This is a genomic window from Marivivens sp. LCG002 (assembly GCF_030264275.1).
GTDB lineage: Bacteria > Pseudomonadota > Alphaproteobacteria > Rhodobacterales > Rhodobacteraceae > Marivivens.
The window spans coordinates 1,945,904-1,969,581 of the sequence record NZ_CP127165.1 but is presented as its reverse complement, the minus strand read 5'-3'; the positions used below and the strand labels follow the sequence as shown (position 1 = coordinate 1,969,581).

Sequence of the window (23,678 nt, the reverse complement as noted above, 5' to 3'; positions counted from 1 at the left end):
TAGTTCTGGCAGTGCGGAGGAACGATCAGTCCGCTTTTTTGATGCTTCCTGCCATTTGGCGTCCGTCGCGCCCTTCGATAAGCTCGAATTCCACTTTCTGGTTGTCGGCAAGTCCGGTCAGACCCGATTGCTCGACGGCAGAAATGTGGACGAATACGTCTTTGCCGCCGCCATCAGGTGCAATAAAGCCGTAACCTTTTGTTGTATTGAACCATTTTACGGTGCCGCTGGGCATTCCCGTCTCTCCTTTGTCGTTTGACCCTGAACAAGGGTCGAGGCCAAAAAATGAGCGAGAACCTTCCTCGCCAAAAGCCCTATCCAAAAGCTTAGCACGGATTCTCAAAACGCAAATGACAACCTTGTCATTGGCACTACTTTTCCCTCAAATAGCGGAAAATGGAGAGAAAATGCGCTTTTTTGGACTGAAAACCTGTGACACTTGCCGCAAATCGCTCAAAGCTTTGGCAGAAAACGGACACGCGCCCGAGGTGATCGACGTTCGCGCGGATGGGCTGACCGATGCAGACCGTTCTGCCATTCTCGCGGCCTTTGGCGATGCGGCGATCAATCGGGCTTCGACCACTTGGCGGGGGTTGTCCGATGTGGAAAAAGCCATGCCACCCGCCGAAGTGTTGGCCCTCCACCCGACGCTAATGAAACGTCCCGTGATCGAACACGAGGGACGGCTTTATCTCGGCTGGAAGAAAGATGTTCAGGACGCACTGCTTGGATAATCCATGCGCCGCACTTATGTGACCTAAACGCCCCAAGAAGGAGACCGCGATGCGCAACGCCGCACTGATGCTAGGGATTTTTGCCGGATTGATCGGAGTGGTCGTCGGCTTTGTGAGCTATGGCTACGTCTCACTCACCGAAAGCTATCAGGAGGTCGGAGAGGCTTTCGGTTTCGTGACCAACCCCGAGTTTATCAAAGCGGCGAGTTTCCTTGCTCCGCTCTTGGCAATTGCAGGGGGTGGAATGGCGCGGGCGCGGGCCCTTTGGGGCGGAGTGCTGATGCTCGTCTCGGCCTTGGCGATGTATGGCGCCTTCGGCTTCAACTTTGCAACGATGTTCCCCATCGGGATGGCGGGGCTTGGCGGGCTTCTTGCGATTGCCGCGGGTAAGCCCGATGAAGAAAAGGCGCACTTTTAAGTGCGCCTTTTCAGTCGTTTATGATGTTTTGATCAACGAAGGTCGGGCGGCGTTGCCTCGGCGGCAAGCTCTTGGACCATTTCTTCGACAGAGCGCACCGAGGTCTGTTGTTCCCCAAGGCGGCGCACCGACACCGTGCGCTCTTCGACTTCGCGCGCACCGATTGCGAAGATCACAGGAACCTTGCCGAGCGAGTGCTCGCGGATCTTGTAGTTGATCTTTTCGTTGCGTGTGTCAGCTTCGGCGCGGATGCCCTTGGCTTTGAGCATCTCGACCACTTCATGCACATAGCTGTCGGCATCAGAGACGATAGAAGCAACGACGACCTGACGCGGCGCGAGCCAGAACGGGAATTTACCCGCATGCTCTTCGATCAGAATGCCGATGAAACGCTCGAACGAGCCGAGCACCGCGCGGTGGAGCATGACGGGACGGTGCTTTGCGCCGTCCTGCCCGATGTAGTTCGCATCGAGACGCTCGGGCAGGTTCGGGTCCACCTGAAGCGTACCGCACTGCCAGTCACGGCCGATGGCGTCGGTCAGAACAAACTCGAGCTTGGGGCCATAAAACGCGCCTTCACCTTCCTGGATTTCATAATCATAGCCGGCGGCTTTGCAGGCATCGCCCAAGGCCGCTTCGACACGATCCCAGCTTTCATCGCTGCCGACGCGCTTTTCAGGGCGGGTCGAGAGTTTGATCTTCCAGTTATGGAAGCCGAGGTCGTCGTAAATCTTGGAGAGGAATTCGATGAACTTTTTCGTTTCGGATTCGATCTGGTCGTCGGTGCAGAAGATATGCGCATCGTCTTGCGTAAAGCCGCGCACACGCATGATCCCGTGCAATGCGCCCGAGGGTTCATAGCGGTTGCACGAGCCGAATTCGGCCATCCGCAATGGAAGATCGCGATAGGATTTGAGGCCGTGGTTGAACACCTGCACGTGGCAAGGGCAGTTCATCGGCTTGAGCGCATTCACGGTCTTTTCACGGGCATGATCCTCGTCCACTTCGACGATGAACATGTTTTCCTGATAGTTCTCCCAATGGCCCGACGCTTCCCAGAGTTTACGGTTCACCACTTGGGGCGTGTTCACCTCGACGTAACCATCGCGGCGCTGCTGGCGGCGCATGTAGTCTTGGAGCGTGGTATAAACCGTCCAGCCGTTCGGGTGCCAGAATACCTGACCGGGGGCCTCTTCCTGCATGTGGTAGAGGTCCATTTCCTTGCCGAGCTTGCGGTGATCGCGCTTCGCGGCTTCTTCAAGGCGGGTCAGATAGGCCTTGAGGTCTTCTTTGTTGAGGAAAGCCGCACCGTAGATCCGCTGGAGCTGTGCACGGTTTGAATCGCCGCGCCAATAGGCACCGGCCACGCTCATGAGCTTGAACGCATCCGCAGGCACTTGGCCCGTGTTCTGAAGGTGCGGACCACGGCAAAGATCCTGCCACTCGCCGTGCCAATACATGCGCAGCGGCTCGTTGCCGGGGATCGCGTCGATCAGCTCGACCTTATAGGGCTCGCCTTTGTCCTTGTAGTGCTGGATCGCGCGGTCACGGTCCCAGACCTCGGTGCGCACATCGTCCCGCTTGTTGATGATCTCGCGCATCTTCTTTTCGATGACGGCGAGGTCTTCGGGCGTAAAGGGCTCTTTGCGGTCGAAATCGTAATACCAGCCATTTTCGATGACGGGTCCGATCGTGACTTGGACATCGGGCCAAATCTCTTGCACGGCGCGCGCCATGATGTGCGCGAGGTCATGACGGACCAGCTCCAGAGCGGGGGCAGGGTCCTTCATCGTGTTAATAGCGATCTGCGCATCCTCGTGGATCGGCCACTGGAGATCCCAGTGCTTGCCGTTCACTTGCGCGGAAATGGCTTTCTTGGCCAGAGAGGTGGCAATGGATGCCGCGACTTCGGCAGGGGTGACACCTGCGTCATAGGAACGCGAATTGCCATCGGGAAATGTAAGGGAAATCTGGCTCATCGGCCTAGCTCCTCGTCAGTTTGGCGCCCACGGAACGCCCGGTTGCGGGTAATATGTTCGGGCTGTTTCTTGGCGCTGACACTCGGCGACGTCAAGTCTCGAAGTTGCCGCGCCCAAGATTATCCCTTGTAAATGTGACTTTTGCGACTGTGACCCTTGTCACCGTGGGGCCGTTTATGGTGTCACTGTCCCAGAACCAGACAAAAGGTATTTGATCCGTGACTGACTTTCTGACCACCCCGCAGGGCCGCCGTATCGCTTACAACTATACCGACGGGGCTTTGCCTGCAGTCGTTTTCCTCGGCGGGTTCAAGTCGGATATGGAAGGCACCAAGGCGATCCATCTCGAAGACTGGGCCAAAGCCCAAGGCCGTGCTTTCCTGCGCTTCGACTATTCGGGTCATGGCGTGAGTGAGGGGGATTTCGAAGACGGCGCGATCGGCGACTGGTTCGAGGATGCCTGCGCGGCCCTCTCATTGTTAGAAGGACCTGCCGTGCTCGTCGGTTCTTCGATGGGCGGTTGGATTTCACTTCTTGTCGCGCGCGAGATGCCAGAAAAGGTGGCGCGTCTTGTGACCATCGCCGCAGCGCCCGATTTCACCGAAGACAGTATGTGGAACGGTTTCAGTGCCGCCCAAAAGGCCGAATTGGAAAGCAATGGCAAAGTTGCCTTGCCTTCGGAATATGGCGATCCCTACATCATCACAAAGCGTTTGATCGAAGAGGGGCGCAATCGGCTGGTGCTCCGCTCTCCTCTGGCGCTGCCGTTTCCAGTGCGCTTTCTCCAAGGCACTGCCGATGCTGACGTCGATCAATCGGTCGCCATCCGTCTCTTGGATCATGCCCAAGGGGATGATGTGCGCCTGACTCTCGTCAAAGGCGCGGATCATCGTTTTTCAACGCCAGAATGCCTCTCGCTCATAAGCTATAGCGTGACCAAGGTTCTGTCGCGGGTCTAGGGCAACCAATTCGCCACTCTCGAAGAATTTTCCCGTGATTGCGAAGAGTTGCGCTTTTCAATGCAATCGAGCCGTGTATCATCCCCTCAAAATGTCAGAAAGACATAAGACGGGGTTAAGATGCAGTATTTGACGCGAGGGGGCGCCAATGGCTGAGCCATTGTTGTTCCTTCCAGGATTGTTTTGTGACGCGCGGGTTTTTGCCACCCAGATGACCGCTTTGGGGCGCGATATGTCCGTGATGATCGCTCCGACGTCCACACACGAGCGGATCGAAGAAATGGCCTCCGAGATCCTATCGGCCGCGCCGATGAAATTCGCGCTTGTCGGGCAATGTCTCGGCGGTGCGGTTGCGTTGGAAGTATTGCGCCGTGCCCCCGAGCGGGTCACGCGGATTGCTCTGATCGGAGCGACGCCGCTTGCGGATACGCCTCAGGATGCCGCCGCAAGAGAGACCCAGATCGTTTCGATCAAGGCCGGACGACTGGAAGATGTTGTGCGGGAAAACGTCTCGAAAGGGTGGTTCGTGGGGGGTAACACCCGCAACGACGGGATCACCAAGGTCATTACGATGGCCCGTGCCAATGGAACGGATGCAACGGTGCGCCAGCTCCGCGCGTTCCAGCGCCGCAAAGACCAACAGGGGACCTCGCGCAAGATCAAGCAGCCCGTCCTGGTGATGTGCGGGGACGAAGACGGTGTCACCCCGCGCAAACGGCATGAATTCATGGCTGAATTGATCCCCTATGCCAAACTCGAAGTGGTGCAGGGGGCAGGGCATGTGCCCTTACTCGATCAGCCGCAAGCCACGACCGAATTGCTCCGGTCGTTCATGCGGCAGCCGCTCGTTCTCAGGTGATCAGGCGCTTGTCGCCACCACGTGCGGCTTTTTCGGGGCCGAATTCGCGTCGATGAATTCAAGGACCAACGGGCGGATGTTGTTCCGCCAGCTTTTGCCCGCAAAAATCCCGTAGTGACCTGCGCCCGGCTCGAGATGCGCGGCCTTCTTGTCCTCGGGGAGACCCGTCAAAAGACCGAGCGCTGCTTTGCACTGTCCTGGTGCCGAGATGTCGTCCTCTTCGCCTTCGACCGTGATCACGGCGACGGTCGTGATCTTGGAGATATCCACGGGACGTCCGGCCACGGTAAAAGCATTGCGCGCAATCTCGCGGTTTTTGAAAACACGCTCGACGGTCGAGAGATAGAATTCCGCGGTCATGTCCATCACGGCAAGATACTCGTCGTAAAAGACGTTGTGCTTGTCATGATCCGAGGCCGCACCCTTGGCGGCGCGGAAGATCTGGTCCTGGAACGCTTTGGTGTGCTTGTCGGCGTTCATCGAAATGAACGACGCCAGCTGCAGGAGACCAGGGTAAACGAGACGACCCACGCCTGCGTATTTGAAGCCGACCCGCTGGATCATCGTTTGTTCAAGCTGGCCCATGGTCACAGAGCGGCCAAAGTCGGTGACTTCGGTGTGGTTCGCTTCGGGGTCGATGGGACCACCGATCAGGGTGAGCGAACGCGGCTGGGCCTTGGGGTCTTCTTCGGCAAGATAGGCCGTTGCCGCCAGAGTGAGCGGAGCAGGCTGGCAAACCGCGATCACATGGAGATCGCTGCCCAAATGCTTCATGAAGTCAACGAGATAGAGGGTATAATCCTCGACATCGAACTTGCCTGCGCTCACGGGGATATCGCGGGCGTTGTGCCAGTCCGTCATATAGACTTCACAATCGGGCAGTAGAGAAATCACGGTCTTGCGAAGGAGGGTCGCATAGTGGCCCGACATCGGAGCGACAAGCAGAATACGGCGCGCGAGCGGTTTGCGGCCCACGACCTTGAAATGGATCAGGTCACCGAAATCGCGTTTGATCACCTTTTCCACCTGCACAAGGTGGTCCTTGCCGTCACTCATGGAAATGGAAGGGATACCCCAGTCGGGTTTGACGACCATGCGCTCGAACGTGCGCTCGGTGACTTCGCCCCAAGCTCCGACCCACTCCACAAAAGGATTGGCCATCGCGGACATCCCCGGATACGCGGCAAATGCGCGCGCGGATGCGCCAAGCCATTGGTTTGTGTTACGAACACTTTCCATCAAGTCGTATGTGTACATATACTTCACTTGCGACGTCTCCTTGTGGTGCGGGCTGAACCCGACTCAGCTTGCGCCTAGGCCCACGACCCAAGGCGATGCTGCATGTGCAAAATGTATGGTGGGGAGGGCCGTATGACAACTAATGATTTGGTCGAAGATGACGCAGGCTCCGAAGCGAGAGCCCGTTTCGAGGCGAATCTCCAAAGAGTTGAGCAGCTTAGCCAGCGCATCGCCCACGTTCTGACGCACAAGCGAGAGGTCCCGATCGATCTCCAAGGCCCGTCACAGGAGCTCTATCTCAAGGCCGGTGCGGCCTATTTCAACGAAATGATTCACAATCCTGCCAAGGTTTTCGAGCAGCAACTCGAGTATTGGGGCAAATCCGTGAAGCATTTCATCGAGGCGCAAACGCTCCTTGCCCAAGGCAAGCTCGAAGCGCCTGTCGACGAAACGCCCGACGATAGCCGTTTCACCAATCCACTTTGGAAAACGCACCCCTATTTCAACTACCTCAAACAGCAATATATGATCGGCACCCAAACCATGCAGGCCGCTTTGGCCGAAATGGAGGGCGTGACGGAGGTGGAGCGCAAGCGGCTCCAGTATTTCGGTCAGCAGATCATGGATATGATGGCCCCCACCAATTTCCTCGGCACCAATCCCGACGCACTTGAGCGCGCGATCGAGACCGAGGGACAGAGCCTTATCGACGGACTTGAAAACCTCGTTCAGGATCTCGAGGCCAACAACGGCGAATTGGTGGTCACACTTGCGGATAAATCCGCGTTTTCGGTGGGCGAGAATATCGGGACGACAAAGGGCAAAGTGGTTTTCCGTAACCACATGTTCGAGCTGATCCAATATAGCCCGACCACCGAGACCGTTCACGAGATGCCTTTGTTGATCTTCCCGCCGTGGATCAACCGCTTCTATATTCTCGACCTAAAGCCGCAGAACTCCTTGATCAAATGGATCGTCGATCAGGGCTATACGCTCTTTGTCGTTTCGTGGGTGAACCCCGACGAAAGCTATGTACAGGTCGGCATGGATGACTATGTCGAAGACGGCTATCTGACCGCGATACGCGAGGTGAAATCCATCTGCGGCGTCGAACAGATCAATGTCGTAGGATATTGCATTGCAGGCACGACGCTGTCTCTCACGCTCGCTTTGATGAAGCAAAGAGGGGATACTTCGGTCAATTCCGCCACCTTCTTCACCACCTTGACGGATTTTTCCGATCAGGGCGAAGTCGGGGTCTTCTTGACGGACGACTTTGTCAACGGGATCGAGGCCGAGGCGAACAAGACGGGTGTTCTCGACAGTTTCTACATGTCGCGCACGTTCTCGTTCCTGCGCTCGAACGATCTTATCTATAAACCTGCAATCCGCTATTACATGATGGGCGAGACACCGCCTGCGTTCGATCTTCTCTATTGGAACGGGGACGGCACGAACCTTCCTGCCAAAATGGTCGTCGAATACCTTCGCGGTCTTTGCCAGAGAGACGAGTTCGCTGCCGAGACCTTCCGGATTTGCGGCCATGATGTGAACCTCTCCGAGGTCGAAGTCCCGCTTTGCGCGATCGCATGTGACACCGACCATATTGCCGCTTGGCGTTCGTCCTATCGCGGCGTGCAAAAGATGGGTTCTCGGGACAAGACCTTCATTCTTTCGGGAAGCGGCCATATCGCAGGGATCGTGAACCCGCCGACCAAGGTCAAATACGGCCATTGGACCAATTCCGACCTCAGCCTGTCGCCCGAAGACTGGAAAGCAGGTGCCGAACAGCACGAGGGCTCATGGTGGCCGCTTTGGAACGAGTGGCTCCAGAATCGGGCAGGGGGGCAGATACCCGCGAGAACTCCGGGTGATTCCACTCATCCTGTGCTTGCAGATGCACCCGGAACTTACGTTAAGTCACTTGGCGGTCAGAAGTCCGGTAGCTAAGTATTTGAAAATACTGCGATGCAGAATTTTTCTTGCTGCATCGCAGAAAAATACTTGATTTGCTGCACTGCAGCATGCATATTCTTACCAAGACAAACGTAAAGCGGCACAGACGCCGCAGGTTCTGAAAGGTAAGTAAAATGGCTAAGACTCAAGACTTCACCGCTATGTTCAAAGACGTCATGGGTGCTTTCCCGGTTGACACCAAAGCTATGGAAGATGCCTACAAAGCTCAGGCAGCTCTCGCAGAAAAGATGTCGGCAGTCGCTATCGCTGCTGCAAAGCAGTCGACCGACCTTTCGGCAAAGTGGACCCAGGACACCCTTGCAAAGGTAACCGAAGTTTCCAAAGCAAAGGCCGAGCCCGCTGACTACGCCAAGTCGGTTACCGATTTCGCTTCTGCTTCGGCTGAGTCGGCTGCAGAGCACATGGCTGCTTTCGCTGAAATCGCCAAGAAAGTTCAGACCGAGACCCTCGAGCTGATGATGTCCGCTGGCAAGACCATGACCGAAGACATGACTGCAGCTGCGAAGAAGGCCGGCGAAGAAATGACCGCTGTTGCCAAGAAAGCAACGGCTGCTGCGAAGTAATCGCAAAGTCCCTTCCGATCCAACTCCTCCCTCCTCCCTGATTGGATTGGAAAAAGTGCAAAGGGTGAGCTGCAAAGCTCACCCTTTCTTTTTGTGCGAAGGCAGCATAGGCTTTCTGCAATGCCGCACAGCTTCGGGAGGACCCAGTGGCCGATAAAGACAAACCGCTACTCATCAAACGCTATGCAAGCCGCCGTCTCTATAATACCGAGACAAGCGATTATGTGACCCTCGAAGACATCGCGAGCTTTATTCGCGAAGGCCGCGAAGTGCAGATTGTGGATCTCAAGTCCGGCGATGATCTGACCCGCCAATATCTCCTTCAAATCATTGCCGAACATGAAAGCCGCGGCGAAAGTGTTTTGCCTGTGGACGTGCTCACCGATCTGGTGCGCTCCTACACCTCGCAAGCCTCCTCTGTGGTGCCCCAGTTCCTTGCTGCGTCCTTCGAGATGCTGCGGGAGGGACAGTCCAAGATGATGGAAAACATGGCCAAGGCCAGCCCGATGGCCAAGATGCCGGGTTTTGAGGCAATGCAGGCGCAGCAAGCGGCATTCTTCAAGGCCATGACCGGTGGAATGGGCAACTTTATGGGAAGCTCGGGACCCGCCACCGACGGCGAGTCCACGGGCGATGATCTTGATGCGATCAAGAAGCAGCTTGCCGAGCTTCAGACCAAATTGTCCAAGATGGGCAAATAAAAGCGGATCACGCTAGAGACCGATCCTGTCTCTCAGCGTGGCCCAGCTCATTGCGAGCGTCAAAAGAGCAGCTCTTGTCATCTGACCTCTGGGGAGGGGGACCGTTGGCAAGAGCGCAAGCGTATCAAACCTTTGCGCGTGCCCTGCGACGGCTTCGGCCATCACCTTTCCTGCAAGACCGGATAGAGCGACACCTTGGCCAGAATAGCCGCCCGCCGCGACGATATTGGGCGCAACGCGCAAAACTGCGGGAAGCCGGGTATAGGTCACGCCAAGCGTCCCGCCCCAGATATAATCGAACGGAATATCCGAGATCTGCGGGAACATCGCTGCCATGCGGCGATGGAGCTTTGTGCCCATATCCTTGGGGAACTTGACCGAGTAATTGGCGCGGCCTCCGAAGAGCAAGCGCCCGTCCTCGGACAGCCGGAAGTAATTGACCACATTGCTGTCGTCATAGACCGCCACATCGCGCGAGAGCACCTCTTTGGCAGCATCGCCAAGAGGCGCAGTCGCCCCAATAAAACTGTTCACCGTCATGACCCGCGCGGCATAGTGCTTTTCGATCTGTGGCAGATAACCGTTGCCCGCAAGGATCAGATGATCCGCCTCGACATGCCCCTGTGCGGTTTGCACGCGGAGCGTCTTGCCCTGTTCGATGTGGTGCGCCTCGGAGCGCTCGAAGATCTGGGCGCCTGCGGTGGCAGCGGCAGAGGCGAGACCCAAGGCATAGCGTAGCGGGTGGATATGCCCCGCGCCGTGATCCAGTGTCCCGCCTTGGTAGAGGCGTGTTTTCACAAGGTCCCGAAATTCATCGCCCGCGAAGAGCTCCGTTTGGGTGTAGCCGTAATGCTGCGCGAGATGCTCGGTCTCGCGCTTGAGGTGTTCGAACTCTCGGGCGCTTTGAACGCCGTGGGCGACCCCCGGTTTATAAAGGGCATCCGGAGCAAAACGTTCAACACTCTCGCGCACAAGAGCCTTGCTGTCCTCGCACAGGTCCCACAAGAGCCGTGCTTCGGCTTTGCCAACGTGCCGTTCAAGCCACATCGGACCTTTGTTATAGCCTGATCCGACTTGGCCGCCATTGCGTCCCGAAGCTCCCCAACCTGCGCGGTGAGCCTCCAGGACGACGACCGAGAGACCCCGCTCTCGCAAGGTGAGGGCCGCATGAAGACCTGTGTAACCCGCCCCTATGATGCAGACATCGGCTTTGATCCGTCCCTTCAATCGGGGGCGTTCAGGGGGAATTGCGGCCGTTGCGGCATACCAGCTTGGCGGAAACTGGGCCTCTTTGTCATTCAGATGAAGAGCGGAGCCCATCATACATTCAGCAAAAGATGCTCGCGTTCCCATGGGCTGATCACCTGAAGGAACTCTTCGTATTCGTTGCGTTTGACGATGGAATAGACACGCGCGAACTCTGGCCCGAGGACCTCGTGCAGCTTTTTTGCCTCCTCAAAGAGATCAAGCGCATCGCCCATGACGCGGGGAATATCTTCCTCGCCTTCATAAGCGTCGCCCTTGAACGAAGGGCCTGCGCGTTTTTCTTCCATGAGCCCGAGATAGCCGCAAGCGAGCGACGCCGCGATCCCGAGGTAGGGGTTGCAGTCCATCCCCGCAAGGCGGTTTTCAACGCGGCGGGACGACGGACCAGAGAGCGGAACGCGAATACCCGTGGTGCGGTTGTCGCGTCCCCACATCAGGTTGATCGGAGCCGCATGATCGCGGACATAGCGCCGATAGCTGTTTACATAGGGCGCAAGAACCGCAATCGCACTCGGAAGATGGTTCTGAAGGCCGCCGATGAAGTGGAAGAACGCATCCGTCTCGCCGCCTTGAGGGCCGGAGAAGATGTTTGTGCCATCCTCGATGTCGATCACCGAATGGTGGATATGCATCGCGCTACCCGGCTCGTCGGCAATCGGCTTGGCCATAAAGGTGGCGAAACAATTGTGACGCATCGCCGCTTCGCGGATCAGGCGTTTGAAGAAGAACACTTCGTCGGCGAGTTTGACAGGGTCGCCGTGGCGCAAGTTGATCTCGAGCTGGCCCGCACCGCCTTCTTGGGTGATGCCGTCGATCTCGAACCCTTGGGCTTCGGCAAAGTCGTAGATGTCATCGATCACGGGACCGAACTCGTCCACTGCCGTCATCGAATAGGCCTGACGTGCGGCGGCAGGACGCCCAGAGCGGCCCATCATCGGCTCGATGTTCTTGGCCGGATCAAGGTTACGGGCCACGAGATAGAATTCCATCTCGGGCGCGACAACGGGTTCCCAGCCTTGCTTGCGATAAAGCTCGACAACGCGTTTGAGCACATTGCGCGGCGAATATTCGATCGCGCGGCCCTTGCGGTCATAGGCGTCATGGATCACCTGAAGCGTAAGGTCTCCCGTCCAGGGCGCTGCGGTGGCGGTTTCCATATCGGGGCGCAGGATCATATCGCGCTCGATAAAGCCTTCGTCGCCTGCGGCATCGCCCCATTCGCCGGTAATCGTTTGGTAAAAGATGCTGTCAGGGAGATGGAAATACTCCTGACGTGCGAATTTGGTCGCAGGAACCGCTTTGCCGCGGGCAATGCCGGGAAGGTCCGAGACGATACATTCGACTTCATCCAGTCGCCGTCCGGCCAAATAGTCTTTGGCCGCTTCGGGGAGGTTTTCAGTCCAGTCGCTCATGTGAAGATGCTTTCGTCTTGAAAAAGTCTGTAATCCGACGCGCGAGCAAGTCGTTGTCGGTGGGTTTGTCGAGGTTGTTCAGCGCCCGTTCGAGGAGGGGATCTGGGACAACGCCGGGGCCGCGCGTGGTGGCAAGGCCCTCGATATAGTCGGAGCGAAATTCAGGGTGTGCCTGAACCGTGAAAATCCGGTCGTCATAAACAAGTGCAGCGTTCTCGCACATCTCGTTGGAGGCGACAACCGTTGCGCCTTGGGGGCGGACGACCACCTGGTCCTGATGCCAAGCGTTCAGCGCCACTTTTTGCCCGTCCAAGTCATAGGTTTGTCGGCCGACAACCCAGCCGCCTTGGAATTTCTCGACCTTGCCGCCGAGCGCTTGGGCGATGATCTGATGGCCAAAACAGATGCCGACCATCGGAACATGAGCGGCATAGGCGTCCCTGATAAAGGCTTCGAGAGGCGGAATGAACGGATGATCCTCATAGGCCCCGTGTCTCGAGCCCGTCAGAAGCCAGCCGTCACAGTCGTTTACCGACGATGGAAACTCCATATCGACGACATTGAACGTTTCGAATTCAAAATCCCCGCTGCCGAGGAGTTTGTGGAAAAGATGCTCGTAATCACCCAAAGTGTTGCGGAGCGTATCGGGAGAGTGTCCTGTTTGCAGGATACCGATTTTCATGAGTCACCTAATAGGTAGATAGGATAAAGGTAGTCTCGCCGCGCCAAGGCGGCAAGACCACTCAGACCGTATCGAGATAAAGATCCAACTGCTCTTCGGTCGACAGTTCCGAGAGATAGTGGTGCTCTTGTTGTTTGGTCATCACGAGGTTTTCGATCAGACGTTCCGAGAAAATACGGCGTGCGAACTGGCTTGCCTCGAAGGTCTTGATCGAGTCTTCCCATGTATCGGGGATCTGGTCGATCTCTTGCTCGTAGGCGTTGCCAGAAATCGGCGGCGGCGGCGTAAGGCCGTCTTCGATCCCGATGAGTGCGGAACCCAGAACAGCCGCGAGAAAGAGATAGGGGTTCACATCCCCCCCTGCAACGCGGTGCTCGATGCGGCGGGCCTTGAGGCTTCCGCCCGGAACACGCACAGAGGCCGTCCGGTTGTCATAGGCCCAGCAGATGCCGGTCGGCGCGTGGCTCTCGGGAACAAGGCGCTGATAGGAATTGCCGTGCGGTGCAAAGATCAAAGCAAGATCCTTGATCCCCTTGAGACAGCCCGCAATCGCCTGTTTGAGGATCGGCGAGCCTTCATAGCTACCGTCTGCGAAAACGTTGTTCCCGTCTTTATCGACGACCGAGAAATGCACATGCATCCCGTTGCCGGCATAGTCCTCGTAGGGCTTTGCCATAAAGGACGCCGCCATGCCGTGTTTGCGGGCCAAGCCGCGCACGAGCATCTTGAAGAGATAGGCGTCGTCGGCCGCTTTGAGAGCATCTTCGACATGCATCAAGTTGATCTCGAACTGGCCAAGCCCCACTTCGGAGGTTGCTGCGTCTGTGGGAATGTCCATCGCTTCACAAGCATCGTAAAGCTCGTTGAAGAAGAGGTCGAAGCTGTCGAGCGCGCGCAGAGAGAGCATCTCGGCGCCGGGACGCCGTTTGCCAGAGCGCGGGCTCTTGGGTTGGCGGATTTCCTTGCCGCTGTCGTCGACAAGGTAAAACTCCATTTCGGTCGCAACCACGGGGGTCAGGCCGAGCGCCTTGTAACGATCCAGAACCGCAGCGAGGGCATGGCGCGGGTCGCCGTCATAGGGGTTGCCGTCTTCGGTGAACATCCAGAGCGGCAAGAGCGCCGCGGGTGTCGAAAGCCAAGGCATCGGCACAAAACCACGTTCGGTCGGACGTAATATCCCGTCAGGGTCGCCGATCTCGAAGACGAGGGGGCTGTCTTCGACATCCTCTCCCCAAACATCGAGGTTCATCACAGAAAGCGGGAAGCGCATCCCGTCGGAAAGTATTTTATCGATAAAGCGAACGGGAACGCGCTTTCCACGTGCAATTCCGTTCAAGTCAGAAGCGCCGCAGCGAATGCTGCGAACCTCAGGCCGCTCCAATAGCCAGTTTTTCATGTCTCACCTGTCGGGCAGGGCAGACTCCAGATCAGGCGCATACCCAATGTATGCGCTGAATGGTCCATGCCCTTGGCCCAGATTACCTTTCAGATCAAACAGATTTCGGGATGTAGCTGTCCCCAAAAATTTGATCATATTTAATTGATACTACCTGATCAGTTTAAGGCGCAAGCGAATTTTGCTTTTCTGACCCTGCGGCAGGTGCCGATTGAGCCGAGCGTTCACCAGACCGAACAAACCGATCACGATCAGAGTCAGAAGGATGAAATAACAGGCAAGAATGGGATAGGGGATAAAAGGGTTGAAGGTCTTGTCCGCGAAATAGTTCGCGTAATAGAGCGCGTCGCCCTTTTGCTGCGAGGCGGGGAAGCCCGAGAAAAAGACCAAAGTCGTGGCATGAAAGAGGAAAATCGCCTCGTTCGTATAAGCGGGCCAAGCAAGGCGGAGCATTGTCGGCCATATGATCCGCTTGAACCGCGCCCATCCCGTCATGCCATAGGCGTCAGCGGCTTCGACGTCGCCTTTGGGGATCGACTGCAGCGCCCCATAGAAGATTTCACCTGTATAGGCCGAGGTATTGAGGAAAAGCACGATCAGCGCACCCAGCGAAGCCGAGGTCAGCGGCGACAGGATGGGGAACACACCTTTGAGCGACAGAAACAGGAAATAAGCAAAGAAGAACTGGATAAAGAGCGGCGAGCCTCTGAACACGAAGATGAACCACTCAGAGAGTTTGCGCAGAATCGGCGAGCGCGCCGCTTTGCCCAGTGCAACGGCAGTCGCAAGGAAAAAGCCGGCCACAATAGCCAGAACGCCGAAGTAGATGTTCCAGATCATCCCCGAGCCGATAAGCACGACCTGTTGGCAGATCGTAAAGTCGGATTTCGGCAAAAGCCGTTCGCCGATCCCGAGCGAGCGTAGGCCATAGTCTGCGATGACATCCCAACAGCTCATGCCGCTTTCCTCTGTGCTTCGCCTGCGGTCGTGGCCTGCCCATGAGAGAGGCGCTTCATCAGGCGGTCAAAGAAGACCTCCGAGACGCGGGTGAACAAAAGGTAGAACACCAAAAGCCCGAGGAAATACCACATCTGCCAGTTGCCATGCGGGTATTCGGTAAAGCGCGGCGTCTTGGTGCCGCCAAGTTCGCGGGCCCAATAAACAATGTCTTCGACCCCGAGAAGGAAGAGAAGCGGTGTCGATTTGATCAGAACCATCCAGAGGTTCGAGAGCCCGGGGAGTGCATAAACCCACATTTGCGGGACCAGCACGCGCCAAAAGGCTTGGCGTTGGGTCATGCCATAGGCAAGGGCTGTTTCGATCTGGCCATGGGGCACAGCCCGCATCGCGCCGAAGAGGACGTTGGCGGCAAAAGCACCGAACACGATGGCGAATGTGATCACCGCAAGCGAAAAGCCATAGACCTCGTGGATCCATTGCGGCGCATTCGACAGCGGAAGTTTGGCAGCAGCGCAAACAATGAAGTCATTTCCTTGGCGGATCGGCTGATCCCAGTCGGGGCACTTCACCTGATGGCGCAGCCACTCGAACCCTTGGTCCAAGGCAATGACGAAAAAAAGGAAAAACGCGATATCGGGGACGCCGCGGACAATCGCGATATAGGTTTTGCCGACAAGACGGAGCGGTGCAAAGGCGCTTCTCGCCGCACTCGCGCCACCAAAACCCAGAGCAAGCGCGACGGGTGCCGTAATCGCGAGAAGCAAAAGGACGGTTCCAAATGACCAATACAAAGACAGGTGCTTGCCCGTCGTAAGGTAGCAAGCAAACCACTTCGCCGTATCAAGCGAGGCCGGATCTACGCAAAAGTCAAAAATGGGATCAGTCCGAAAATCAGGGGGCGGCGGGACAGCCCGCCGCCCTTGTCTGTCTTAGAACAGTGCCGAACCCGGCAGCCATTCTTCGATGAGCTTGTTGAGCGAGCCATCCGCCTTCATGGACTGGATTGCCGCATCGAACTTGGCCTTCAGCTCGCCATCGCTCTCGCGAAGTCCGAGACCCACGCCGCCACCGATCAGAACGTCTTCACCGACGATCGAAAGCTCTGCATCCTCGTCCGCGATGGGGAGAAGATAGGCTTTGTCGGCCAGAACCGCATCGGCTTCACCGTTCTTGACGGCAGCGACGGATTCTTCGGGGGTTGCGAATTCAAGGAGCGTTGCACCCGAAGCGGCCACATAGGCGGCCTGAATGGTGCCCGACTGCGCAGCGATCACACCGCCTGCAAGATCAACACCATCCGACATCGCGACGAAAGCCGACGGATCGGGCTGGGTGTAGGGGTCCGAGAAGTCGATAACCTGATCGCGTTCTTCGGTGATCGACATACCGGCGATGATCACGTCATAGTTGCCCGAAACGAGGTTCGGAATGATCGAGTCCCAGTCGTTCGTGACCCATTCGCAGGTCAGCTCGGCGCGTGCACAAAGCTCGTCGCCCAGAACACGTTCAAAGCCGTCGACTTCGCCCTTGTCGTTGAGGAAGTTATACGGAGGGTAGGCGCCCTCGGTGCCCAGACGGACGACAGAGTGGCTTTCTGCGAATGCTGCGCCGGCGGAGAGCGCAACGAGTGCAGTCGTCAAAATCAGTTTTTTCATTGGATTTCTCCTGTTGGTTTTTGTCAGGCCGACACAGTCGCGGATAGAAACTGTTTGAGCCGTTCGGTCTTTGGGGTGCCGAAGAGGGTAGCGGGGTCGCCTTCCTCTTCAATCCTCCCCTGATGAAGAAACACCACATGGTCGCTGACATCGGCGGCCATGCGCATGTCATGGGTCACGATGATCATCGTGCGCCCTTCATTCGCGAGGTCTTTGATCACTTTTACGACTTCCTGCTCCAGCTCGGGATCGAGAGCAGAGGTCGGCTCGTCAAAGAGGATGGCTTGCGGCTCCATACAGAGCGCACGGGCGATCGCGGCACGCTGTTGCTGGCCGCCCGAGAGTTGCGCGGGATAGACGTCGCATTTGTCGCCGATCCCGACTTTCTCGAGATAGGCGCGGGCCGAGGCTTCGACTTCGGCCTTGGCGCGGCCCAAAACGGTGAGGGGCGCTTCCATCACATTCTCGAGGATCGTCATATGGGACCAAAGATTGAACTGTTGGAACACCATGGAAAGATTGGTGCGAATGCGCTTGATCTGTGCTGCGTCGGCGGGGCGGCGGTTTGCACCTTCGCCTTTCCAGCGCACAGGCTCGCCCGAGAAAATCACTTCGCCCTTCTGACTGTCTTCAAGTAGATTGCAGCAGCGCAGAAGCGTGGATTTACCCGAGCCCGACGAGCCGATCAGCGACACCACATGCCCACGGGGCGCGACGATATCCACGCCCTTGAGCACCTCAAGACTCCCGTAAGCCTTGTGCAGATTGCGGATCTCGATCACGGGGGTCTGGGAGGTCACAGCAAAAACGTCCTTCGAAATTTGACCAAGTAGGAAAAGAATTCCGATGATATTGCAATATTTATATCAGGTGACGCAGCGACGAAACGTCATTCTTGATCATTTTTTCGGCGAATTTTGCTCATACTCTCCGTTACTTGGCCGGATAGGGATATTTAGCGTTGAGACGCGGCGGATTGCGCAACCTCAAGGCGCAAGCGATGGCTTTCCTGATCGGTCAGTCCGAGCATCGGCGCAATCATCCGCATCAAGGCATCCTCGCCAGAATCACGGCTTCCGTCGGCAAGAACGATGCGCCACATCGCCTTGATCAATCCCGCGCGGGCTTCATAAGCGACATTGTCCTTGAGAGCCTTGGTAAAGCGCACCGTATCGGGGGCCTCTGCCTCAAGTGTTTCGCACTCACTCCGAAGCGCAGATGCCTCGGCCGCGTCAAAGCCGAATTCCTCAACAAACACTTGATCGATCAGAGCTTTTTCTTCGGGATCATAGTGCCCGTCGGTGCGTGCGACCCGCACAAGAAGCGCACCAAGCGCCCGTTTGGTGTCGAGCGTATCAAGAGAAGTGGCGGGGGCGGTCAAACGCCGGATCAAATCTGCGAACATAGCGCATAGATAGGCCGTAACACGGCGCTTGCCTAGCGCTGCTCGGTTCAGAGTGCCGCAAAAAGCCGTGAAAGCCGTGCGGCCTCGGCGTCGAACCCGAACGGCGGGTTCACCACGAAAAGTCCCGATCCCGTCATTCGGTGCCCTTCGCGTGCAGGCGGGAACCCCACCTCATGAACAACCCCCTCGGGGAGCGCGCGCCGCAAGGCGGTGACCATCGGGCGATGCAAAGCGCTCGAAAGGATCGGATACCACAGGATCATGACCCCGACAGGCCATTTGCGGGCGATCTTGGGAAGAACCTCGGCCATGATCTGGTATTCGTCTTTGCGCTCGTAAGACGGATCGATCAAAAGAAGACCGCGCCGTGGATCGGGCGGGCAAATCGAATTGACAAGTTCAAGACCGTCGCGCTTGTCGACAATGGCACGATAGGGGGCCATGGCAGCGACAAGGGCCGCGTGCTCTTGCGGATGCAATTCGACAAGCCGGATCGGGTCGGTGTCCCGAAGAAGCTCGCCCGCGATCAACGGCGATCCACCATAGGTCCGCGCGCCGTTCTTCGATCTGACAGCTGCAAGCGCTCGAGCATAGGGATGCTGCGCCTCGAACCAGCCGCGCCTTTCGACCATTTCGATCCCGCTGGCGGCCTCGCCCGTTTTGAGCGCCGCCTCGGAGCCGAGATCATAAAGCCCGCGCCCCGCGTGACTTTCCATATAGGTCAGAGGCTTATCCTTGCGGATCATATAGTCGATCACCCAAGCAAGGAGCGCATGTTTATGAACATCCGCCAGATTGCCTGCGTGATAGATATGTTGATAGGACAGCATGCCTTGCCTTTGTGCCTCAAATATCCCGGGGTGAATGCGCCAAAGGCGCAGAGGGGCAGAGCCCCTGATCCTGCACATGAAAACGGCGCCCGAGAGCGCCGCCTTGATCTTTATACCAGACGCGAGGTCTCGACCGCCGCACGCACGAAGTCCGCAAAAAGCGGGTGCGGCTGGAACGGCTTCGACTTGAGTTCTGGGTGGAACTGGACGCCGATGAACCACGGGTGGTCCTTCCATTCCACGATCTCGGGAAGGCTGCCATCAGGCGACATCCCCGAGAAGCAAAGCCCTGCAGCTTCCAGCTTTTCGCGGTATTTCACGTCCACTTCATAACGGTGACGGTGACGCTCTTCGATTTTCGTGGTGCCATAGACTTCGGCGACGCGCGACCCTTCGAGAAGCGTTGCATTATAGGCGCCAAGACGCATGGTGCCGCCCTTTGCGTCATCGGCTTTGCGCGTCACGGTGTGGTTGCCTTGCACCCATTCCTTGAGGTGATAGACCACGGGCTCGAAACGCTTTTGCCCCGCTTCATGGTCGAATTCCTCGGAGCCGGCTTTGTCGATACCGGCGGCATTGCGCGCGGCTTCGATGACGGCCATCTGCATCCCGAGGCAAATTCCGAGATAGGGGATCTTGCGTTCGCGGGCGAATTGCGCCGCCTTGATCTTGCCTTCCGTCCCGCGCTCGCCAAAGCCACCCGGAACAAGGATCGCGTGATAGCCAGAAAGGCGCTCGCCCACGTCTTCGCGGTCGAAGTCTTCGGCATCGACCCAGTTCACATTGACCTTGACGCGGTTCGACATGCCGCCATGAACCAAGGCTTCTTTGATCGACTTATAGGCGTCTTCAAGCTGGGTGTATTTGCCGACAATGGCGATATTCACTTCGCCGTCGGTGTTGTGGATGCGGTCCTGCACATCAAGCCAGCGGGCAAGGTTCGGCTTGGGCGCCGGGGCAATGCCGAAGCAATCGAGAACCGCCTGATCGAGGCCCTGCTCGTGATAGGCGAGGGGCGCTTCGTAGATCGACTTGAGGTCATAGGCGGGAACAACGTGCTCTTTGCGGACGTTGCAGAAGAGGGCGATCTTTTCGCGCTCGCGCTCGGGGATGACTTGTTCGGAACGACAGACAAGCACATCGGGTGCAAGACCGATGGATTGCAACTCTTTGACCGAGTGCTGTGTCGGTTTGGTCTTGAGCTCGCCCGAAGCTGCCAGATAGGGCAGAAGGGTGAGGTGCATCAGAATGCACTGGCCGCGTTCTTTCTGGTGGATGAACTGGCGTATGGCTTCAAAGAAAGGAAGCCCTTCGATATCGCCGACGGTGCCGCCGATCTCGCAGAGCATGAAATCAACTTCGTCTTCGCCCGTCGCGATGAAGTCTTTGATCTCGTTGGTCACATGCGGGATCACCTGAATGGTTTTGCCGAGATAGTCGCCGCGGCGCTCTTTTTCGAGCACGTTCGAATAGATGCGGCCCGAAGAGATCGAGTCGCTCGTGCGTGCGGCCACACCGGTGAAACGTTCGTAATGGCCGAGGTCGAGATCGGTTTCGGCACCATCATCGGTCACAAATACTTCGCCGTGTTCAAAAGGCGACATCGTGCCGGGGTCGACGTTGAGATAGGGGTCAAGCTTACGAAGGCGAACCGAGTAGCCACGTGCCTGTAGCAAAGCGCCCAGTGCTGCAGAAGCAAGACCTTTGCCGAGGGACGAAACCACACCACCCGTAATGAAAATGAAACGTGCCATCGGTTGGCGACCCCCGTGATTTACGATCGAATTAAAAGGTAGTTTCGCGGCGAAACGATTCTCGCAAAGCCGCATACTCACGGGATTTAAATATAACCGGATTCGCCCCGTTTACGCAACCGGTTACTCAATATGCTGTTGGCTATAAGCCTAGAGAGACTAACCTTTGTGGTTAGTTTCCGCTGGGAAGAAGCGGTGCGTCGCTGTCGGCGCTCGGCGGAAGAAGATCCGAACCAAGTGCATTGCCGGTCTCGGCGCTGGGCGCTTCGACAGGGGCGGCATCGATCAGGCGATCTACAACCGATGCACCGGCCGATTTTTCGGCGGCGATGATGGTCAGACCGATCGAGGTGCAGATAAAGGCCGCAGCAAGTGCCCAAGTGATTTTGCTCAAAGCGGTTGCCGCGCCACGCGCAGAAACAAGGCCGCCACCGCTGCCACCGCCGATGCCGAGACCGCCCCCTTCAGAGCGTTGCATCAACACAATGCCGATGAGGCACAGTGCGAGGATGAGGTGGATGACGAGAACGACGTTTTCCATCGGGCTGCCTTTTGCCTTTCGTGAACGCTGGGTATCTAGAGGCATGTGGCAAAGGCCGCAACCCCCCAGTTTCAAGCATGTCACGATTTATGCGCACTTGCGCTCGTCTTGTTGCTCTGGAACACAGGTGACATGACCCAAAACTTCGAAATCCGTCCCGCCGTCCTCCGCGATGCCACCGCTATAGCGGAAGTTCAGGTTTCCTCTTGGAAAACCACCTATAAAGGCATTGTGCCCGATGGTCTTATCGAGCGTATGACTGTGCCTGAACGCACCGGCGGATGGACACGGATTCTCACCGCACTCGAGGAAAGCGGGCAGGGTAAAGTCTTTTTGTGCGAGACCGGAGGGGAAGTCGTCGGCTTTGCCTCTTTCGGTCTACAGCGGGATAACACGCTCGAAGATCGCGGGTTCACCTCCGAATTGACCGCGATCTATCTGCTCGAAACCGCTCAAAGGCAGGGAATCGGGTCGGCGCTTCTTCAAGCCTGTGCGAGCGAGGCGCTCGGTCTTGGCCATGAGGGCATGTCTGTCTGGGTTCTGGAGCAAAATCTGGGGGCACGTGGGTTCTATGAGGCAAGAGGCGGCGAGTCACTTGCCGCTCAAGGTTCGGATGACCGAAACGCTCCTGTGGACGAAGTCGCCTATGGTTGGCGCGACCTGTCGTCGCTGATTTCAACCGCTGCACTCTGATTTTCCCCAGAATTGATCGCTCCGTCACCGTTTGATGCAAATAGCGGTTTCCTGTGTGGAAACGGCTCGCTATACGGACGCGGGTTTGACGCCAGAAATACGAGGAGACTCAGGTATGGCTAACGTTGTCGTCGTCGGCGCCCAGTGGGGTGACGAAGGTAAAGGCAAGATTGTGGACTGGCTGTCCGAGCGCGCGGATATCGTCGCTCGTTTTCAAGGCGGTCACAACGCGGGCCACACGCTCGTCGTAGACGGCAAGGTCTACAAGCTCCATGCGCTCCCTTCGGGTGTTGTGCGCGGTGGCAAGCTGTCGGTGATCGGCAACGGTGTTGTCCTTGATCCCTGGCACCTCGTGAAAGAAATCGAAACGATCCGTGGCCAAGGCGTCGAAATCACGCCCGAAACCCTGATGATTGCGGAAAACACGCCGCTGATCCTGCCGTTCCACGGTGAGTTGGACCGCGCCCGCGAAGAAATCGCCAGCGCAGGCACCAAGATCGGCACGACGGGCCGCGGTATCGGGCCGGCATACGAAGACAAAGTCGGTCGCCGTTCTGTGCGCGTTGCCGATCTTGCCGATGCGGCCACCCTCGAAGCCCGCGTCGACCGCGCGCTCCAGCACCACAACCCGCTCCGCAAGGGCCTCGGCATCGAAGAGATCGACCGCGATGCGCTGATTGCGCAGCTGCGCGAAGTCGCCGAGCTGATCCTTCCTTATGCCGCTCCTGTCTGGAAAGTGCTCAATGAAAAGCGCAAAGCGGGCAAGCGTATCCTTTTCGAAGGGGCGCAGGGCGCTCTTCTCGACATCGACTTCGGCACATATCCCTTTGTGACTTCGTCGAACGTGATCGCAGGTCAGGCCGCGACGGGCGTCGGCATGGGGCCGGGTGCGATTGATTATGTCCTCGGTATCGTCAAAGCCTATACCACCCGCGTCGGCGAAGGTCCTTTCCCGACCGAGCTTCTTGACGCCGATGGTGAGCGTCTCGGGACCCGTGGCCACGAGTTCGGCACCACGACGGGCCGCAAGCGCCGCTGCGGCTGGTTCGATGCGGCTCTTGTTCGTCAGACCTGTGCAACCTCGGGCGTCAACGGCATTTCGCTGACCAAGCTCGACGTGCTCGACGGTTTTGACACGCTCAAGATCTGTGTGGCTTACGACCTTGATGGCGAACGGATTGATTACCTTCCGACCGCTGCGGATCAACAGGCGCGTTGCACCCCGATCTATGAAGAGATCGAAGGCTGGTCCGAGTCGACCGAAGGCGCCCGCTCTTGGGCAGATCTTCCTGCTGCGGCAATCAAGTATGTCCGCCGCATCGAGGAACTGATCGAGTGCCCTGTCGCGCTTTTGTCGACCTCGCCCGAGCGCGATGACACGATCCTTGTCACGGACCCGTTTGCAGACTGATGGCGCTGTCATACAAAACCAGAAAGCGCCTTGCGCTGTTGATCTTGGTGGTGGGGATGCCGGCCTATGTGGTTGTCGCCGTTTCCATCATCAATCTCTTCGATCGCACGCCGTCGATTTTGGTTGAGCTGGCGATTTATGTGATCCTCGGTATTCTCTGGGCGATCCCGTTCAAATGGGTGTTCAAAGGGATCGGTCGCGCTGATCCCGACGCACCGAGCGACGACAAGCACTAAGACAAAAG

The 23,678-nt window shown here is 57.4% G+C and carries 25 protein-coding genes; 10 read left to right on the top strand and 15 right to left on the bottom strand.

Annotated features, from left to right (window positions below):
* Positions 1-25: 25 nt before the first annotated feature.
* Positions 26-235, bottom strand: a complete 210-nt coding sequence (locus QQG91_RS09740; protein ID WP_285770035.1) for a cold-shock protein — start codon at positions 233-235, stop codon at positions 26-28.
* Between the two features lie 172 nt (positions 236-407).
* Between QQG91_RS09740 and QQG91_RS09735 the strand changes: the two genes are divergently transcribed.
* Together QQG91_RS09735 and QQG91_RS09730 are read left to right on the top strand one after the other, a co-directional pair.
* Positions 408-734: an arsenate reductase family protein gene (locus QQG91_RS09735; protein ID WP_285770034.1), complete on the top strand. Its 327-nt coding sequence runs from the start codon at positions 408-410 to the stop codon at positions 732-734.
* A 49-nt stretch (positions 735-783) separates the two neighbouring features.
* Positions 784-1,152 (top strand): hypothetical protein, encoded by a 369-nt coding sequence (locus QQG91_RS09730; protein WP_285770033.1) that lies wholly within the window; start codon positions 784-786, stop codon positions 1,150-1,152.
* Between the two features lie 32 nt (positions 1,153-1,184).
* Here the strand turns inward: QQG91_RS09730 and thrS are convergent, their stop codons facing one another.
* On the bottom strand, positions 1,185-3,131 hold the full coding sequence (gene thrS / locus QQG91_RS09725; protein ID WP_285770032.1) for a threonine--tRNA ligase: 1,947 nt from the start codon (positions 3,129-3,131) through the stop codon (positions 1,185-1,187).
* Positions 3,132-3,349: 218 nt separating this feature from the next.
* On the opposite strand from thrS, the gene QQG91_RS09720 reads away from it, so the two are divergent.
* Both QQG91_RS09720 and QQG91_RS09715 read left to right on the top strand, forming a co-directional pair.
* Complete coding sequence (locus QQG91_RS09720; protein WP_285770031.1) at positions 3,350-4,090, top strand: alpha/beta hydrolase; 741 nt, start codon at positions 3,350-3,352, stop codon at positions 4,088-4,090.
* Between the two features lie 148 nt (positions 4,091-4,238).
* Positions 4,239-4,949, top strand: a complete 711-nt coding sequence (locus QQG91_RS09715) for an alpha/beta fold hydrolase (protein ID WP_285770030.1) — start codon at positions 4,239-4,241, stop codon at positions 4,947-4,949.
* Here the strand turns inward: QQG91_RS09715 and phaZ are convergent, their stop codons facing one another.
* Entirely contained in the window at positions 4,950-6,215 is a 1,266-nt protein-coding gene (phaZ, locus tag QQG91_RS09710) for a polyhydroxyalkanoate depolymerase (RefSeq protein ID WP_285770029.1), read from the bottom strand.
* 105 nt (positions 6,216-6,320) lie between these two features.
* Between phaZ and phaC the strand changes: the two genes are divergently transcribed.
* From phaC to phaR, 3 genes are all read left to right on the top strand, one after another.
* Positions 6,321-8,138 carry a class I poly(R)-hydroxyalkanoic acid synthase gene (gene phaC / locus QQG91_RS09705; protein ID WP_285770028.1) on the top strand — a complete coding sequence of 606 codons (1,818 nt, stop codon included), beginning with the start codon at positions 6,321-6,323 and terminating at the stop codon, positions 8,136-8,138.
* A gap of 140 nt (positions 8,139-8,278) precedes the next feature.
* Positions 8,279-8,728: a phasin family protein gene (locus QQG91_RS09700; RefSeq protein WP_285770027.1), complete on the top strand. Its 450-nt coding sequence runs from the start codon at positions 8,279-8,281 to the stop codon at positions 8,726-8,728.
* Between the two features lie 146 nt (positions 8,729-8,874).
* Positions 8,875-9,429: a polyhydroxyalkanoate synthesis repressor PhaR gene (phaR, locus tag QQG91_RS09695; protein ID WP_285770026.1), complete on the top strand. Its 555-nt coding sequence runs from the start codon at positions 8,875-8,877 to the stop codon at positions 9,427-9,429.
* A gap of 12 nt (positions 9,430-9,441) precedes the next feature.
* Here phaR and QQG91_RS09690 read toward each other — a convergent pair whose 3' ends face one another.
* The 12 genes from QQG91_RS09690 to secG all read right to left on the bottom strand — a co-directional run bounded on the left by QQG91_RS09690 (position 9,442) and on the right by secG (position 21,330).
* Complete coding sequence (locus tag QQG91_RS09690; RefSeq protein WP_352232097.1) at positions 9,442-10,749, bottom strand: NAD(P)/FAD-dependent oxidoreductase; 1,308 nt, start codon at positions 10,747-10,749, stop codon at positions 9,442-9,444.
* Positions 10,749-12,107: a glutamine synthetase family protein gene (locus QQG91_RS09685; RefSeq protein ID WP_285770024.1), complete on the bottom strand. Its 1,359-nt coding sequence runs from the start codon at positions 12,105-12,107 to the stop codon at positions 10,749-10,751. Before QQG91_RS09685 ends, QQG91_RS09690 begins: the two co-directional genes overlap by 1 nt.
* Positions 12,091-12,789 carry a type 1 glutamine amidotransferase gene (locus tag QQG91_RS09680; protein WP_285770023.1) on the bottom strand — a complete coding sequence of 233 codons (699 nt, stop codon included), beginning with the start codon at positions 12,787-12,789 and terminating at the stop codon, positions 12,091-12,093. Before QQG91_RS09680 ends, QQG91_RS09685 begins: the two co-directional genes overlap by 17 nt.
* 61 nt (positions 12,790-12,850) lie before the next feature.
* The gene (locus tag QQG91_RS09675) at positions 12,851-14,185 is read right to left on the bottom strand and encodes a glutamine synthetase family protein (RefSeq protein WP_285770022.1); all 1,335 of its coding nucleotides are present in this window, start codon (positions 14,183-14,185) and stop codon (positions 12,851-12,853) included.
* Positions 14,186-14,335: 150 nt separating this feature from the next.
* A complete protein-coding gene (locus tag QQG91_RS09670) occupies positions 14,336-15,142 on the bottom strand; it encodes an ABC transporter permease (RefSeq protein WP_285770021.1) in 807 nt (268 codons plus the stop codon).
* Positions 15,139-16,020 carry an ABC transporter permease gene (locus QQG91_RS09665; RefSeq protein ID WP_285772338.1) on the bottom strand — a complete coding sequence of 294 codons (882 nt, stop codon included), beginning with the start codon at positions 16,018-16,020 and terminating at the stop codon, positions 15,139-15,141. Before QQG91_RS09665 ends, QQG91_RS09670 begins: the two co-directional genes overlap by 4 nt.
* Positions 16,021-16,074: 54 nt before the next feature.
* Positions 16,075-16,800, bottom strand: a complete 726-nt coding sequence (locus QQG91_RS09660; protein WP_285770020.1) for a transporter substrate-binding domain-containing protein — start codon at positions 16,798-16,800, stop codon at positions 16,075-16,077.
* A gap of 23 nt (positions 16,801-16,823) precedes the next feature.
* Positions 16,824-17,600, bottom strand: coding sequence for an ABC transporter ATP-binding protein (locus tag QQG91_RS09655; protein ID WP_285770019.1), 777 nt, complete (start codon positions 17,598-17,600; stop codon positions 16,824-16,826).
* A 155-nt stretch (positions 17,601-17,755) separates the two neighbouring features.
* The gene (locus tag QQG91_RS09650) at positions 17,756-18,205 is read right to left on the bottom strand and encodes a tellurite resistance TerB family protein (RefSeq protein WP_285770018.1); all 450 of its coding nucleotides are present in this window, start codon (positions 18,203-18,205) and stop codon (positions 17,756-17,758) included.
* A gap of 47 nt (positions 18,206-18,252) precedes the next feature.
* On the bottom strand, positions 18,253-19,035 hold the full coding sequence (locus QQG91_RS09645; RefSeq protein WP_285770017.1) for a 23S rRNA (adenine(2030)-N(6))-methyltransferase RlmJ: 783 nt from the start codon (positions 19,033-19,035) through the stop codon (positions 18,253-18,255).
* A gap of 110 nt (positions 19,036-19,145) precedes the next feature.
* The gene (pyrG, locus tag QQG91_RS09640) at positions 19,146-20,789 is read right to left on the bottom strand and encodes a CTP synthase (RefSeq protein WP_285770016.1); all 1,644 of its coding nucleotides are present in this window, start codon (positions 20,787-20,789) and stop codon (positions 19,146-19,148) included.
* A gap of 172 nt (positions 20,790-20,961) precedes the next feature.
* Positions 20,962-21,330, bottom strand: a complete 369-nt coding sequence (gene secG, locus QQG91_RS09635) for a preprotein translocase subunit SecG (protein ID WP_285770015.1) — start codon at positions 21,328-21,330, stop codon at positions 20,962-20,964.
* Between the two features lie 132 nt (positions 21,331-21,462).
* On the opposite strand from secG, the gene QQG91_RS09630 reads away from it, so the two are divergent.
* From QQG91_RS09630 to QQG91_RS09620, 3 genes are all read left to right on the top strand, one after another.
* Positions 21,463-22,023, top strand: a complete 561-nt coding sequence (locus tag QQG91_RS09630; RefSeq protein WP_285770014.1) for a GNAT family N-acetyltransferase — start codon at positions 21,463-21,465, stop codon at positions 22,021-22,023.
* 115 nt (positions 22,024-22,138) lie between these two features.
* The gene (locus tag QQG91_RS09625) at positions 22,139-23,434 is read left to right on the top strand and encodes an adenylosuccinate synthase (RefSeq protein WP_285770013.1); all 1,296 of its coding nucleotides are present in this window, start codon (positions 22,139-22,141) and stop codon (positions 23,432-23,434) included.
* On the top strand, positions 23,434-23,670 hold the full coding sequence (locus QQG91_RS09620; protein ID WP_285770012.1) for a DUF2842 domain-containing protein: 237 nt from the start codon (positions 23,434-23,436) through the stop codon (positions 23,668-23,670). The genes QQG91_RS09625 and QQG91_RS09620 overlap by 1 nt, the downstream gene beginning before the upstream one ends.
* The last annotated feature ends 8 nt before the right edge of the window (positions 23,671-23,678 follow it).